The organism is Pseudomonas sp. PAMC 29040 (assembly GCF_003994535.1).
Classification (GTDB): domain Bacteria; phylum Pseudomonadota; class Gammaproteobacteria; order Pseudomonadales; family Pseudomonadaceae; genus Aquipseudomonas; species Aquipseudomonas paraversuta.
Genome location: NZ_RZAA01000003.1, coordinates 15234 through 29211, shown reverse-complemented (window position 1 = coordinate 29211; position 13978 = coordinate 15234). Strand labels below are relative to the sequence as shown.

General features: G+C 56.5%; 16 protein-coding genes. 8 read left to right on the top strand and 8 right to left on the bottom strand.

Going from position 1 to position 13978, the window contains the following annotated elements:
* Positions 1-2: 2 nt before the first annotated feature.
* The 7 genes from WG29040_RS05520 to WG29040_RS05490 form a co-directional block, all read right to left on the bottom strand.
* Positions 3-1118: a DUF2586 domain-containing protein gene (locus WG29040_RS05520; protein ID WP_127195791.1), complete on the bottom strand. Its 1116-nt coding sequence runs from the start codon at positions 1116-1118 to the stop codon at positions 3-5.
* A gap of 11 nt (positions 1119-1129) precedes the next feature.
* Positions 1130-1810, bottom strand: a complete 681-nt coding sequence (locus WG29040_RS05515; RefSeq protein WP_127195790.1) for a virion morphogenesis protein — start codon at positions 1808-1810, stop codon at positions 1130-1132.
* Entirely contained in the window at positions 1800-2249 is a 450-nt protein-coding gene (locus tag WG29040_RS05510; RefSeq protein WP_127195789.1) for a phage tail protein, read from the bottom strand. Before WG29040_RS05510 ends, WG29040_RS05515 begins: the two co-directional genes overlap by 11 nt.
* Complete coding sequence (locus WG29040_RS05505) at positions 2246-2707, bottom strand: head completion/stabilization protein (RefSeq protein WP_127195788.1); 462 nt, start codon at positions 2705-2707, stop codon at positions 2246-2248. Before WG29040_RS05505 ends, WG29040_RS05510 begins: the two co-directional genes overlap by 4 nt.
* 98 nt (positions 2708-2805) lie before the next feature.
* Positions 2806-3522: a phage terminase small subunit gene (gene gpM, locus WG29040_RS05500; protein WP_127195787.1), complete on the bottom strand. Its 717-nt coding sequence runs from the start codon at positions 3520-3522 to the stop codon at positions 2806-2808.
* Entirely contained in the window at positions 3519-4538 is a 1020-nt protein-coding gene (locus WG29040_RS05495) for a phage major capsid protein, P2 family (protein ID WP_127195786.1), read from the bottom strand. Before WG29040_RS05495 ends, gpM begins: the two co-directional genes overlap by 4 nt.
* A 1-nt stretch (position 4539) precedes the next feature.
* On the bottom strand, positions 4540-5457 hold the full coding sequence (locus WG29040_RS05490) for a GPO family capsid scaffolding protein (RefSeq protein ID WP_127195785.1): 918 nt from the start codon (positions 5455-5457) through the stop codon (positions 4540-4542).
* A gap of 163 nt (positions 5458-5620) precedes the next feature.
* On the opposite strand from WG29040_RS05490, the gene WG29040_RS05485 reads away from it, so the two are divergent.
* From WG29040_RS05485 to WG29040_RS05475, 3 genes are all read left to right on the top strand, one after another.
* Complete coding sequence (locus WG29040_RS05485; RefSeq protein WP_127195784.1) at positions 5621-7681, top strand: terminase large subunit domain-containing protein; 2061 nt, start codon at positions 5621-5623, stop codon at positions 7679-7681.
* Positions 7593-8459, top strand: a complete 867-nt coding sequence (locus tag WG29040_RS05480) for a phage portal protein (protein WP_127195949.1) — start codon at positions 7593-7595, stop codon at positions 8457-8459. The genes WG29040_RS05485 and WG29040_RS05480 overlap by 89 nt, the downstream gene beginning before the upstream one ends.
* 78 nt (positions 8460-8537) lie before the next feature.
* Entirely contained in the window at positions 8538-8792 is a 255-nt protein-coding gene (locus WG29040_RS05475) for an ogr/Delta-like zinc finger family protein (RefSeq protein WP_127195783.1), read from the top strand.
* A gap of 4 nt (positions 8793-8796) precedes the next feature.
* Here the strand turns inward: WG29040_RS05475 and WG29040_RS05470 are convergent, their stop codons facing one another.
* Complete coding sequence (locus WG29040_RS05470) at positions 8797-9216, bottom strand: helix-turn-helix domain-containing protein (RefSeq protein ID WP_127195782.1); 420 nt, start codon at positions 9214-9216, stop codon at positions 8797-8799.
* A gap of 100 nt (positions 9217-9316) precedes the next feature.
* Between WG29040_RS05470 and WG29040_RS05465 the strand changes: the two genes are divergently transcribed.
* From WG29040_RS05465 to WG29040_RS05445, 5 genes are all read left to right on the top strand, one after another.
* Positions 9317-9574 (top strand): hypothetical protein, encoded by a 258-nt coding sequence (locus WG29040_RS05465; RefSeq protein WP_127195948.1) that lies wholly within the window; start codon positions 9317-9319, stop codon positions 9572-9574.
* A 29-nt stretch (positions 9575-9603) separates the two neighbouring features.
* A complete protein-coding gene (locus tag WG29040_RS05460) occupies positions 9604-10083 on the top strand; it encodes a YmfL family putative regulatory protein (RefSeq protein WP_127195781.1) in 480 nt (159 codons plus the stop codon).
* Between the two features lie 74 nt (positions 10084-10157).
* Positions 10158-10397 carry a hypothetical protein gene (locus WG29040_RS05455; RefSeq protein WP_127195780.1) on the top strand — a complete coding sequence of 80 codons (240 nt, stop codon included), beginning with the start codon at positions 10158-10160 and terminating at the stop codon, positions 10395-10397.
* Positions 10394-13087 (top strand): toprim domain-containing protein, encoded by a 2694-nt coding sequence (locus WG29040_RS05450; protein WP_127195779.1) that lies wholly within the window; start codon positions 10394-10396, stop codon positions 13085-13087. Before WG29040_RS05455 ends, WG29040_RS05450 begins: the two co-directional genes overlap by 4 nt.
* 71 nt (positions 13088-13158) lie before the next feature.
* Entirely contained in the window at positions 13159-13977 is an 819-nt protein-coding gene (locus tag WG29040_RS05445; RefSeq protein WP_127195778.1) for a hypothetical protein, read from the top strand.
* The last annotated feature ends 1 nt before the right edge of the window (position 13978 follow it).

The following is a 13978-nucleotide window of genomic DNA, read 5'->3' as shown; positions in this document are numbered from 1 at the left end:
GATTACTCCGAATCGTCGGTGGAAAGGTCGAGGGCGATGTTGGCCGTCAGGTCTTTCGGGCAGTTGAGCGGTCGGATCTTGATGTACATCTCGACCTTGGTTTTGCTGAGCCATACCAGAACGATGTCGCCGTCCTTGGGCGCTTCGATTTCACCCGGGAACACCAGGCCGGCGAACGTGGCGGACTTGGCCATCTGGCGCAGTGGCTTCATAAACGCACTGATGGCAGCGGCCATGCTGTTGGGGGTGTTGTTGAGTCGGCGATCACCGACGCGGCGAATCAGCAGCGGGCGCACCTGGCGCGCGGCTTTGTCAGCCAGACGCAAGTACTCCACCACCTGGAAGTCACTGTCAGGCGCATCGAGCATGTTGCCGTCGCCCCAGAACACGCCCGGGTAATCCGGGTAGGTCTGTGAAACAGAGAAACGTGCCTTGTCCAACTCGGCACGGGTCGCCGATGGCAGCGGCACTTTGTCCAGGTCGACAGGTACGGGACCCAGACCTAACAGAGCGCCGGACGCCACACGCATAGGGGTGTCGGCAATGCTCACGGCAGCATTTGCCAAGCGTCCGGCAAGTACGCCAAGGTCATTGCCGTGCAACTGGGGGACGACGAGGACACGCGGCGCGGCAAGGCCCGCGGTAATCGCTCGCTGCTGGGTCAGATATTGATCCCAGGTCTGCAGAGGGGTGATACCGGCACTGGCCGCCATCACGAAAGCCCGACGGCCGTAGATGTTGTTCAGCTCGATCGCCGCGTCATGCATAGCCGACAGTTGCGCTGCAGCCGTGACCGGTTTGGTGATCACCACCGCCTCGACCGAAAATCCCTGCTGCTGGGCATTTTCCAGCGCGTCGGACCAATCACCATCTGCCGCGATCGGCGCCGCCAGACAGGCCCAGCGATCGCCACCGTTCAATTTGGCGGCAGCGATCTGGGTTTTCAGATCACTGGCCGGAAGGCCCAGTGCGCTGTCCAGGTCGCTGTCGGTGTTCAAAGGGATCAGCGTGCCGACGCTCTTGGCGCCGGTGCCAATGAAAAGGAAATAGCGTTCGATCTCAGTCACGGCACCCTGGCCCAGATTGAGATTGTTAACGCTGACTTTGCCGAGTGCCATGCAGTGCCTCGCTAGCGGGGTGAATTAAGGATTTGGTGAAAGACCTGGTTAACCAGGTCGCTGGTTTCGTTGCCGCTGCCCACACCGAGGAACTGGCGTTTTGGCAGGGTGATGTCCCAACTTTGCGCGCCCGACGACTCGGTTCGTTCATCGTTCAAAATGCGGATCAGCAGACCGGCCTTGGCGTAATTCACATGCTCCTGAATCCACGCTACCGAAGGCCGGGTCAGTGTTTTTTTGCCCTTCTGCCGGGTGCGAAAGCCCAGACGACGCAAGCGCTTGGCTTGTTTGTCCGTGCAGGCGATACCAGGCGGGACTTTGTTCCAGCGGCGCATTTGGGCAGCGGTACGCCGCTCGCTGGCCCCGTTGTGCTGCTGTGATGCAACCCAACGAGTCAGAGCGTTTTTCCAGCCCAGTTCGGCCTCGTCGGCGCTGATACGGGTGACTTGCAGCAGCTTGGCCAAGCCCGCTTCCATCTTCTTTTTGCCCTTGGCCGAACCTTTGCGCTCAGCGAACGGAGTACCGTCCAGGTTCTTCTGCTCGCGCACGCGCTTGCGACCCATCGAGCGCACACGCTTGGTGACGTTATTCAGTAGACGACGGCGCAACTGGGGCGGGAGTTCAAGCAGGGCCAACTGGGCATCAACGCTGAGTGCTCCCCTGACATCGAGGTTGAGCGGATTAGCGGCCATTGCTGGCCACCTCGCCGTGCTCGGCAATCCAAAGGTCGAACGGTACAAACGCCCAGGTCTTACCGAAGGCCACGATCTCGCCGGCGGGATCCTCGGCCAGGTACTGCGGCTCGTTGAATTCCAGGGTGATGTCTACGTCGGCCAAATCGTTGTCGAGCATGCTGATGTCGAACTTTGGCGCCGGCAGTTCGTCGCGGTCGCGGCTCGGGTCATTGGTTTCAAGCCAGCTTCCCACCAACGCCATCAGACGCCCCGGGTGATCCGCAAAACTCTCGAGGACAATCGTCGCGCTGTAACGCATATCGCCCATGTGCAGGCCGCCAACGTCGGGTTTCCAGATCAGGTCCAGGTTCACCTGGTTGGTCCAGCTGTCGAGCAGTTCGGGCAGCACCAAGCGGTGCTCGATCAGGAACGTGGTGAGGGCTTTGAGTTTGATCACAGCAGCGCCGCCGTAATGCGCCCACGACCCTGCAGCGATCGAACGGCTTGCTGGCTGAAAGCGAGAAAGGTCTCGGAGCGCTCGGGCAATTCCTTGCCGGTGTTCTCGGCGCTTTCGCGGCGGGTGATGGTGGCGAACTGGGTCAACAGATTGGCTTTGGCGCGGCAATACACGGCGCGTTTGTACGTCGCTACGTGAAATGTGCGCTCCGGCAGCACCGTAGGGTCAGCAGATTCAACACTGGAGACACCTACCGCCTGCCATCTGGCTTTGAGTCTGGCCAGGTCAGTGTTGACCTCGGTCATCGCCGAGAGCAAACCATCGACCAGCGTCTCGACCAGGTACTCCCCTGGAAGGCGATAGGCCTTCTGAAAATCAGCCAGAGAGAGGTCGGGCCAAAAGCCGTCATTCTCGATCTGCCGCTCCACAAACTTGGAGGGGTTACCTGTAAAGCTCATCGCTGGCCGCTCGAGTAGGGGCGGGAAAACTGTTTCAGTGGGACAGGGCCATAAATGGCTGACTCACATCCACAGTTTCTCGCCGGGGGGGTAGTCGGTTATTCGGTGGCCGGTTTGGCCTGTTGTTTTTTCAAGGCGCGCAGGCAGTTTTCGATGCGTACACCCACGCCGATGCTCGGATACAAATCAGTGGCACGATTGAAGTGCAGCAGAGCCAGCCCCCAGTCCTTGGACTCCATGGCACGGATACCCACTAACTTGTGGTACTTGGCCGGGATCTGTTCCGTCAGTTCCCACTCACCGTCAACAAGTGACAACAAGTCGGACAGGTAAGGCTCCGGACTGCGCTTGGCCTTGTATTCCGCATAGGCCCAATCGCACACGGCGTCAGCAACAAAGGTCTGGATGTCGCGTTTAAAACGCTCAGGCATCTGCTGCCCCTGCCCGATCGCGAAGTGGGCCAGCTCCATGCCGTCTTCGAACTCTTCGGTATCGAACAGCCAGATCATTACCTGCACCAGGACGCGATTCGGGAAGTTCAAACCCGACTCGCAATAACGCTGCACATAGTCCTGGTATTTGGGCAAAAGTTCGTCGCGCTTGAGCGCCTGACGCATGGCCATTCCATTGATTGCACTCACGCGCTCAAGGTCTTGGTCCAAGGCTGCTTCCTGCAGCATCAGGTGCTTGCGGGCATTGGCTGGACTGCTCAGGGCATCGGCAGGCGAATACGCCACCGGTGCGCCTGCAGCAGCCGCTACTGCAGCGCGACCCAATGCCAAGGTGCTGCGCTTGTGCGCCAGTGCCAGGCTCACGCTACGAGTTCCACGTTTTCGGTCAGTGCGATCTTTTCCAACTGCTCGATCACATAACCTTCGTTGCGGCTGTTGTAGTCCTCGACGCGGGAGCGTTTCGGGTTATCAACCGTCTGCTTACGCCAGCTGGAGTCCTGGAAGTAAATCGACAGGTTGTCCCAGCTGGTGACCAGCACGGCGTTGACCGGGAAGTTCGGCACGCTGAATGCTGGGAGACCACCATAGGTCGCGATGACCTGGGCGTTCTCAATGCGCTCTTTCTCGGTCGGGGTGTCGCCCTGCTTGGTGTACAGCTTGGCCTTGTCAGCGGCCAGCAGGTCGGTACCGATGATCGCGACCAGGTCACCGTCTTCGCGCAGAATCTCGTCGACCATCTGCTTGGTGTCATGCACCAGAGCATCCAGGTTGGCGTAATCACCGTCCACGCCCAAGGTGACCTTGCCGGCAACAGCGCCCTCTTTGAGAACCTGTTGCGGTGCCTGTTCGCGCAACTGCTGCAGCCAGCCCTTGTTCACGTCCTGCAGCTTTGGATTGGCTGCCAGATCGGTCTGTATGGCCGCGCTGGTACCGTGAAAGCCGATAACGATCCGGTCTTGCGCAATACGCTTTTGCACAGCAGCGGAATAGCGATCCTTGAAGTCAGGAAACTTCGCCCAGGCGTCAATCTTGGCGTAGGGCAAACCCACGTCCGACTGGGTATCAGCCAGTTCATAGAGCGTGTTTTCTAGAGCTGAAGCGTCTTTGGCTTCACGATCCTTGGTCTTTGTGTTGGTTCGGCCAGTTACCGGCCCATTGACACCAATGAATACCTTTTCGCCCTTGATCTCACTGACAGGGACGACGTTGATGCGCTCCAGGAAGTCAGCCTTGGCGGTGATCGCGTCGTTCAGTTCTTGAGCAACGGACGGCTCAACGCTGAACATCTTACTGGCACGTTCCACCCCGTAAGTTTCGGCGATCGCTACCTGCAACTCGGCGTATTGCTTGGCGCCCTTGGCGCTAAGTGGCTGGGCCATGTCAGAACACTCGCTTTTTAGCGGTCGCTGCAGGACCAGTGGTTTTTGGCACCTGGCGTCCGGCAGGAGTGTCCTTCAGCGCGCTGAACTCTTTCTTCAGATCACTGATGCTTTTCAGCAAAGCCCGGTTGCTGTTCTTATTCCGGCGGAACTCACGCTCCTCCTCCGCAGTGGTGACGACTTCATCGACAACTGCTTGCACGTCATCGAGCAGCACAGCGTCGGGTTCAGGGGCATCGGCTGCGGCGCCTTCGATAACGACGTCAAGGCCGGCCATAATGATCATCAGTTGATCGCGCAGAGCCTTCAAGGCTGTGCCGGTGGCTTCATCCATTGGGATTTTGCTCTCTGTAGGGGTTTGCGGGGTGTCAGTGGTTTGTTCGACGCCAAAGTGCTTGAGCAAACTAGTGAACATGGCGGCCAGCTTGCTGATCTCGCCTTGAGGTTTTTCTTCGTTCAAGTTGCCCAGCTCCACAGAGGCGGCGTAGTACGCGGCTTTGTTGGTGCGGTTCGAGAAGTACAGTTCCTGCGTGCCCAGGCTTGCCGGTTCATCGGTGACGGCCAGACCGGTGAGATAGGCTTTGCCGGAGTTGGCAAAGTTCGGGAGGATCTCGACGCTTGTGAACAGCTTTTCGCCCTGATCGTTGAGCCAAAGCAGTTTTTGGTTCGGTTTGAGCTGGGCTTCCAGTGCAACTTGGCCAGGCTCAAGATCGTCTGCTTCCTCCACCAGGCGCACCGCAAATACGGTGCCGTGGGAACCGCTCCAGCGCTCGTGCTCGGCCCAGATCACAGCCGTGTATTTGGATGGTGTATACGTCTCAGCGACATCACGCAGTTCCTGGGGAAGGATCTCGCGACCATCTACGGTCGGGCCGCTGGTGGCGACACGTTTCCAGAACGAAACAAGGGAACGGGGCATGGGCGATAACTGCGCTCAATCGGTGATTTGAGCCGCCACGATATGGAGCAGTCGGGCTCCAAACAAACGATTAGATTCTGTTGCATTCTGATTTTCTGAATATCAGAAGAACGCGTATTTTAACCTCGCGTTTCCAGCGTTTTCGCCGCATAGACTGCGGCCCATGTACTACTCGAACGAAGTTAAAGAAGCCGCCAAACGCCTGTTTCTGCGCCGCTGTAAGGCAAAGGAAATTCAGGCGCAACTCAACCTGCCCAACATTCGGATCGTCTATTACTGGATTCGCCAGGGCGGCTGGGAAGACATGCTGTCGGATGAAGAACCGCTGACCGCAGTTGGCCGGCGAATCACTCTCCTGCTGGACAAGGCCGGCAGCCTGACCAAAGATGATCTGAACGAACTGGACCGCCTGACAACCGTCCGCGAGCGCCTACTTAAGCAGGCTGCCAAACCGGCAGCGATACCGGCTGCAACTGCAGACGAACCCGACGAACCCCGGGATCGCTCTCAGCGCCCGCGTGGCGAACGCCAAGGCCGCAGGGATAGCGGCGATAAGAAGCGAGAAAAGAAGGTCAAAAACGACATCAGCGGACTGACTGAAGTCGATTTTCTGGATCAGTTCATCGGCAGCATGTACGGCTACCAAAAAGAGCTGTTCGCCGCCAAGCAAAACCCGCTGACCTGCCGGATCCGGAACATCCTCAAAAGTCGTCAGGTTGGTCTGACCTACTACTTCGCCGGCGAAGCGTTCATGGACGCGGTGTTGACCGGCGACAACCAGGTGTTCTTGTCGGCCAGCCGATCGCAGTCGGAAATTTTCCGCAGCTACATCATCCAGTTTGCCCAGAAGTGGTTTGGCATCGAGCTAACCGGCAACCCGATTGTGCTCAGCAACGGCGCCGAACTGCGCTTTCTCAGCACCAACAGCAGTACCGCCCAGGGCTACCACGGGCACGTCTATGTGGACGAATACTTCTGGATCCGCGATTTCGAAAAACTCAGCACCGTGGCCAGCGCCATGGGCACCCACAAGAAGTGGCGCAAAACCTACTTCTCGACGCCCAGCGCGGTCTCACACCAGGCCTACCCGTTCTGGTCCGGGGAGGAGTTTCGCAACAGCAAGCGCGGCAAAAAGGCAGGCGGCACCTGGCCTACCGAAGCAGCGTACACCCAAGGTGCTCTGTGTCCGGACGGACAATGGCGCAAGACCATCACCATCCAGGATGCCATTGATGGTGGCTGCGATCTGTTCGACCTCGCGCAGCTGCAGATGGAGTACGACGAGGACAAGTTCCAGCAACTGTTCTATTGCAAGTTCATCGACAGTTCGCAAAGCGCGTTCGGCCTCAAAGACCTGGAACGCTGCTACTCCGACCTGACGCTGTGGGAAGACTACAAGCCCGACGACGACCGTCCCTTCGGTAACAATCCTGTCTGGATCGGCTACGACCCAAGCCGCACCCGTGACGACGCCACGTGCGTGGTCATCGCGCCACCGCTGGAACCCGGGGCGAAATTCCGCATCCTGGAGAAGCACAGTTGGCGGGGGCAGTCGTTCAAATTTCAGGCCGGCGAGGTCGAGAAACTCACCCAGCGCTTCAACGTGCAGCACATCGGCATCGATATAACCGGTATCGGTTATGGCGTATTCGAACTGGTGCGTGACTTCTACCCACGAACAACGCCGATTCACTACAGCCTGGAAACGAAAAACACCCTGGTTCTCAAGGCACAGGACACGATCCAAGGCAGCCGGATCGAGTGGGATGCCGGCTGGACGGATGTCGCCCAGTCATTCCTGACCATCAAGCGCGGCACCACCGGCAGCGGCCAAATCACCTACAGCGCCTCGCGTACCGAAGCCACCGGTCACGCCGATATTGCTTGGGCAATCATGCATGCCCTGGCAAACGAACCCCTGAATACGAACAAGCGGCGCCGTAGCCGCTACTTGACGAGCGAAAGCAATGCCCAAACCACGACGCAAAAAGCAGCAGGTCACTCAGCAACGACAGCAGCAAAAACAGGCCATGCGAGCGTTTACGTTCGGGGAACCGGAACAGGTACTCAGCGGCAACATCGGCGAGTACCTGGGGATATTCCCCAGCGACGACGGGGAGATCTACAAGCCGCCGGTGTCACGCACGGGTCTGGCCAAACTGCTGCGCGCCAACGCACACCACGGCGCCATTCCAAAGTTCAAACGCAACTTGCTGTTGCGTGAGTTCATTCCTTCGGAGGGCTGCAGCGCTCAAACCATGGGCCGCGCAGGTCTGGACTACATGGTGTTTGGCGAGGCGTACTTCTACCGGGATACAAACGTTTTTGGCGAAGTACTGGAGCTGCAGCACCTGGCAGCAATCAATATGCGGGTCAAGGTAGGCGGCGGTTTCAGAATGCTGCTGCCGGACAACAAGTTTATGGACTTTGACCAGCACGAGATCGAGCACGTCATGGACTACGACGTAGAGCAGAACATCTATGGCATCCCGGACTACTTGGGAGGCCTGCAGGCACTGCTGCTCAACGAGGCGGCCACCCTTTTCCGCCGGCGCTACTACAGCAACGGCGCGCACGCGGGCTACATCTTCTACACCAACGACCCGGATCTGACCGAGGAGGACGAAGACAACCTGCGTGCCCAGATCAGCTCCAGCAAGGGCGTGGGCAACTTCCGCTCGATGTTCGTCAACATCCCCAACGGCAAAGAAAACGCCATCCAGATCATCCCTGTGGGCGACTTCCAGGCCAAAGACGAACTTGAGAAGGTCAAAAACATCACCCGCAACGACGTGATCGCCGCCTGGCGTATGAACCCCGCACTGGCCGGCATCATCCCGGAGAACAGCGCTGGCTTTGGCGACATCGAAAAGATCGATCGGGTCTACACCAGCAACGAGATCCGGCCGATCTGTCAGCTTTTCAACCAGGTAAACGAGACACTACGTGAGGATCGAAAGATTTCTTGGCGCCAAACACCCGAGACTAAACCAGCGGCCTGATAAAAATACTCAAAACAAGTACTTGAATCACTCCGCATGGCAAAATGACTACATATGGAGAACCCTGGGGAGGGAGCTATGCGGGTTTACTGCAAAGAGTGCGGCGGCAAAGGGCGCATAACGAAACCGAATCATCTGACACTGCAGTTCGCGAGAATCTATTGCCGATGCAATTCAGTGGAGTGCGGACATACTTGGGTTGCTACCGTCGAGTTCTCGCACACGCTGAGTCCGGCAGCCAAGGCCGTGGACCAACTGCTATTTGACCGCTTGAAAGATATGCCTAGAGCCAAACAGCGGGAACTGTTCGAACAGCTTGGAGCGGTTCAATAGACAATCAGGCGTGTTTTTTTACGTCTGCAAGAGCAGCTGTAAGATCCTCTAGGCGCTGCTCAATGTCCCTAATCCGTTTCTTTTCCTCAGCAGCGCTCTGTATTTCTCGCTGGTCGGACTCACTCAACGACCTATACAAAGCCAAAATTGCTTCTTCTTGGGGGGAGGTCGTGACTTGTGAAGATACCGTCATTTCCTCAACCCCATGTCTCATAGGCCCCACGCCAGCAAGGAGCCACTCTAGCGAAATACCCGTGTCTTCGGCTATTTCAACACAGATAGCGTAGGGAACCCTGTCGTTAATTTTCCAGCTGCTCAGTGTTTGAGGGCTGATATTTAACTCAGCAGCGAGATCCGAATCACTCCGGACATCCTTGATAATTTTCAAGCGTGCCAAGACCGACTTTGTGGATTTATTACTCATTACGAGTACTCATGTTTGACATATCCGTTTTGAGTAGTTAGCATTATTCGCAATGGGTACATCTTAACCAAACAGGAACACATCAACCATGAGCCAAGCGATGGAGAAACGCCAGATCCAGGCGCGACTGATCGAACGCGGCAGCAATTTCCGCCAGTTCGCAATGAACCACGGCTATGAACCTCGAACCGTTACCCAGGCAATCCAACGCTGGGCTGGACATGACTCGCTACCTCAGGGACGACTTACATTTTGCATCTTGCGCGATCTATCGAAATTCATTGGGGAGGAAGTGTTGCCCGGAATTCTCACTGAAAGCATCGAACAACCGTCGAGAAATAGCGCGACCGCACATTAACGGCACAGAACCACAGGGAGAAGTAGAAGATGAGATGCCGAATTCTAGAAGCACGAAAAGATGTAATCAGAGCCATTGTGGTCAGTGTTGGAGGGCGGAAAAATGCAACTGCTCACCTCGGTATGAAGAACGAGAAAAAGTTCGATAACCACGCCTATCAAAACGCCGGTTCCAGTCCATTGACTGATGCCCAGATCTACCAGCTAGAGCAGGTCGCCGGCACTACGCACTACCCGTCGTACATTGCCGAGATCTACGGCGGCATGTTTGTCCCTGTAGCAGAACCTGACTCCCTGGACAATGTTGAGATGTACGCAAGATGCGTGCAAACAGCTGCCAAGCGCGGGACGGTCGACCAAATCATTGCCCAAGCACTCGAAGATGGTGAAATCGATCAAGCAGAAGCCGATGCCATCCTCAAAGCCGACAGCCTGCATATAGCTGCCAGGCATTCGGAAGTGCTTGCCGTTATCCAACTGCACGGCACACGCCTCACCCCCGCGACCTAACACCCCTTTACCGATGTCCTGAACCCCACACCCAGTGGGTTTGGGTGAGCTTTGCCTGATATCGAGGTTTGACTATGGAAGACGCCGTGATTGTCACCACCCAAATGCTGCCTAAGCAGGCAAGAGCCTTACATGCATCGATACGTGCTCAGTACCTGATAAGCCTGAATGAGCACTGGTATGCGGACGAATATCGATACGTCCCCCAGGGCGCCCGCCATGAGTCGATCCTCAAAAAATTCCCGGCGATGGCAGCTCAGGTAAGCCTTCTAGCCGCCCTCACCGCCAGCCTTAAAGCATTGAATCAATTATGAAAGCAGACCTACGCGAAGACATCCTGCGGTTTCTAGAGCAGGACTACGGCCTCAAACACCGACCTGGTACCAAGTACATGCGAGGCGGAACCTGCCCGCAATGCCATCACAAGGACCGGTTGCTGTATGCGCGCCATGACGAGCCCTGGATGATTATCTGTGGCCGGCCAACGAACTGCGGTTTCAGCATGCCGGTGCAGGAGATCTATAAGGATCTGTTCTCCAACTGGAGCAAGCGAGCCCCCTCAACGGACGACAACCCCAACGCTACAGCTCGCGCCTATTTGGAGTTCGGTCGCGGCTTTCAGATCGAGCGGATCAATGGCTGGTTCACCCAGGACTCGTTTTATTCTGACAAGCTCGGCGCCGGTACCGCCACTGTGCGCTTTGCCTTGGACAAGGGCGTTTATTGGGAACGCCTGATCGACAGGCCAGAGCGCTTCGGCAAGATGAAGGCTCGGTTCAAGAAGGGTGAGAGCCCCTCTGGTGGCTGGTGGTGCCCGCCATCAGTGGACTTGATCACGACCAAAGAGCTTTGGATTGTCGAAGGGATCTTTGATGCCATCGCCCTTGAACACAACGGCATCGATGTCGTTTCCGCCATGTCGAGCAACAACTTCCCGATCGATGCCTTAAAGGAACTGTCGCGGCAACGTGGCGGTAAGTTGCCGACACTCGTATGGGCGCTGGATAACGAGCCTCAGACGCAGCGCTACACAAAGCAATGGGTCAGCCAGGCGCGTGAACTGGGTTACTCCTGCAGGGCCGCACTGATTCCGCAAGCCGGCCGTAAAGTCGACTGGAACAACCTTCACCAACGCTGGCAGTTTGAGGACGATAAACAGAAGCGAGATCTGCGCCGCACCAATGATCTGAAAGTTGCGCGCCACCATGGCGACCTTATGCTGGCCGAGTCGCCCAGGGAGAAAGCGATACTCATCCATGAAGCAAATGAAAAATCGGAGTTCTCATTCGAATTTGCCAACCGTTTGTACTGGGCCAAAGTTGATAAGCACAAGCTGGACGAGGAACAGAAAGCGATCGTCAAAAGCGAGGACCACGACGACCAACTGCTCAACGGTAAAGCCGCCAAGCGCCAGGCATTGGATAGCATTCTTTCATTGCGCCTCCTGGCCAACTGTAATTTCGAGGCGCTGTATAAGCAGGTCAATGAGTCAACCGGCGAAGCCTGGTACTACGTGCGCATCGACCCACCCAACGACGGCCCTTCTGAAAAAATCACTTTCACGCTGAAACAGTTTTCGTCCAGCAGTGAGTTCAAGGCACGGCTTTTGTATTCGAGCGCCTCCTGGTTAGGGGCACAGAAACACCTCGATCAGATCGTCATGCAGCAAACCGAGGGCATCAAGTCCGTCGAGACCATTGATTTCGTGGGGTACAGCAAGGAACACAAAGCCTACATCTTCAATGACATCGCTTGCCACAACGGGGTGCTCTACAAAGCGAACGCCGAGGACTATTTCGAGTTCGGTAGGAGCCGTGTGAAGTGCCTGATCAAGAACGTAAAGATCACACCTAACCCAGACGAAAAGGGATACAGCAACGATTGGCTGCAGAAGCTCTGGCTGTGCTTTGGCGCGAAGGGACTGGTCACGTTGTCGTTCTGGTTTGGCTCTTTGTTCGCCGAGCAGATCCGTGCCCAGTACGAGAGTTTTCCGTTTCTGGAAGTGACAGGTGAGGCTGACGCCGGCAAGTCCACACTGCTGGTTTTCATCTGGAAGTTGTTCGGTCGTACCTACGAGGGGTTTGACCCATCAAAAGGCTCTGCGTCAGGCCGTAGCCGGTCAATGGGACAGGTGGCCGGTATGCCCATCGTATTGCTTGAGGGTGATCGCAACAACGACAAATCCTTTGACCTGGCCGAGCTCAAAGACCTGTTTGGTGGAGGCCTTCTCGGTGTCCGCGGGGTCAAGAACAACACCAATGAAACCTATGAGCCCGAGTTCCGCGCCACTATCGCATTGAGCCAGAACGCTCCGGTAACGGGGGAAGAGCCCATCTTGAGCCGGATCGTAAAGTTGCACTTCACGAAACCGAACATTACCGACGAAAGCAGTGCTGCAGCTGACGCACTCGTGCTCACAGAAATGAAGGACGTCAGTAACTTTCTAGTGCAGGCCATCAAGGCTGAACCTCAGGTGATGGCCAAGTTCGTAGAGCGCTATCCGCATCACCGTGAACAACTGCGTGCCAAGCGCACATTGTCGTCGGCACGAGTGATCAAGAACCACAGCATGATGCTCGCACTCCTGGACGGCTTGGCCCTGGTGCTGCCTCTGGACGCCCAGATGATTGAGGCAACACAGAAGGAGCTGATCAAGATGGCGCACGAACGCCAGTCTGCGATCAGCCTGGACCTGCCCGAAGTGATCGAGTTCTGGAATGTCTACGAGTACCTGGAGTCGCTGAGCAGCGAGCCTGTAGTCAACCACAGCAAAAAGTCAGACGTCATTGCAATCAACCTCAACGAGTTCGCCAAGGTTGCGTCCGAACACCGCCAGAAACTGGCCGACGTAGGCACGCTGCGCCAGCTGCTGCGCGATAGCCGTTCACGGAAGTTGATCGATCCAAACCGGACTACGGATAGCGCAATTCGCAGCATTCAGCGCAGACACAACCAAGTGAATCCACCGCCAGAGTCAGTGAAGTGCTGGCAGTTCAAGGCCTGATCTGAAACTGAAAACCGTGCGCCGCTGGATTTTCCAGAGTGTTTAAACGTTATAACCACAGGAATGAAACCATGCAAAACGAACTAAAAAACGCGATTCGCTTTGACGACTTCTATGCCGTTTATGGCTCGCAGGGAATTGTGGCCATGGCCTGGCTGCTGGGGTCCATGCATGCGGAATCCATTCGCGCGGAGCAATACAGCTTCCCATTCCTGCACATCACTGGCAGTGCGGGCAGCGGCAAAACATCCTTGATGGGTTACTTGTGGAAACTCAACGAGCAGGACTCATTGACATCCTATGAGACAAAGCGTGCACATCCTGCAGGCCTCGCCCGCATGATCTGCCTCGCTGACAATCAAGCCATTGTCTTTGAAGAAAGCTCCGAACCAGAGCCTGTATTCGATTGGGATGTCCTCGCCCCACTTTTTAACAATGGCCGCCTCTCGGTAGCTGGTCGCGTCGAACAAATTGAGACCACCTTCAAGGGCTCGGTGGTTATCTGCGCCAACCCTCCCATCGAATGTAGCGAAGCCATTGAAAGCCGCTTGGCGCACATTGCTCTATCAGCCCCCCATACGAATGAAAGCCGCCACCACGCCATGCGCCTGCAAGAACTCCAGGCGGATCAGGCTAGGGTGTTCGGTCGCATCGTACGGGAGCGTAAAGACCAGTTGCTCAGCACCTTCAACCTAATCGCTCCCATCAACACTTCCATATTGCTGGATCAGCACGGGGACCAGCTAAGCCTACGAGCCGCAAAAAATGCTGGGCAATTAATGGCCCTGGTGGATGCGCTCAGCCTCCTGCTTGACCTTAGCAGCGAGCAAAGTTTTCGAGCGTTGAACGCAGTCAAATATGCCGCTTGTCCCGAATTTGTACCGTATTGAT

Coding starts and splice junctions, on each gene's coding strand:
- WG29040_RS05450 (WP_127195779.1), top strand. CDS start 10,394: ATGAAAGCAGACCTACGCGAAGACATCCTGCGGTTTCTAGAGCAGGAC.
- WG29040_RS05485 (WP_127195784.1), top strand. CDS start 5,621: ATGTACTACTCGAACGAAGTTAAAGAAGCCGCCAAACGCCTGTTTCTG.
- WG29040_RS05455 (WP_127195780.1), top strand. CDS start 10,158: ATGGAAGACGCCGTGATTGTCACCACCCAAATGCTGCCTAAGCAGGCA.
- WG29040_RS05460 (WP_127195781.1), top strand. CDS start 9,604: ATGAGATGCCGAATTCTAGAAGCACGAAAAGATGTAATCAGAGCCATT.
- WG29040_RS05505 (WP_127195788.1), bottom strand. CDS start 2,707: ATGAGCTTTACAGGTAACCCCTCCAAGTTTGTGGAGCGGCAGATCGAG.
- WG29040_RS05475 (WP_127195783.1), top strand. CDS start 8,538: ATGCGGGTTTACTGCAAAGAGTGCGGCGGCAAAGGGCGCATAACGAAA.
- WG29040_RS05445 (WP_127195778.1), top strand. CDS start 13,159: ATGCAAAACGAACTAAAAAACGCGATTCGCTTTGACGACTTCTATGCC.
- WG29040_RS05495 (WP_127195786.1), bottom strand. CDS start 4,538: ATGGCCCAGCCACTTAGCGCCAAGGGCGCCAAGCAATACGCCGAGTTG.
- WG29040_RS05465 (WP_127195948.1), top strand. CDS start 9,317: ATGGAGAAACGCCAGATCCAGGCGCGACTGATCGAACGCGGCAGCAAT.
- WG29040_RS05470 (WP_127195782.1), bottom strand. CDS start 9,216: ATGAGTAATAAATCCACAAAGTCGGTCTTGGCACGCTTGAAAATTATC.
- WG29040_RS05490 (WP_127195785.1), bottom strand. CDS start 5,457: ATGCCCCGTTCCCTTGTTTCGTTCTGGAAACGTGTCGCCACCAGCGGC.
- WG29040_RS05515 (WP_127195790.1), bottom strand. CDS start 1,810: ATGGCCGCTAATCCGCTCAACCTCGATGTCAGGGGAGCACTCAGCGTT.
- WG29040_RS05520 (WP_127195791.1), bottom strand. CDS start 1,118: ATGGCACTCGGCAAAGTCAGCGTTAACAATCTCAATCTGGGCCAGGGT.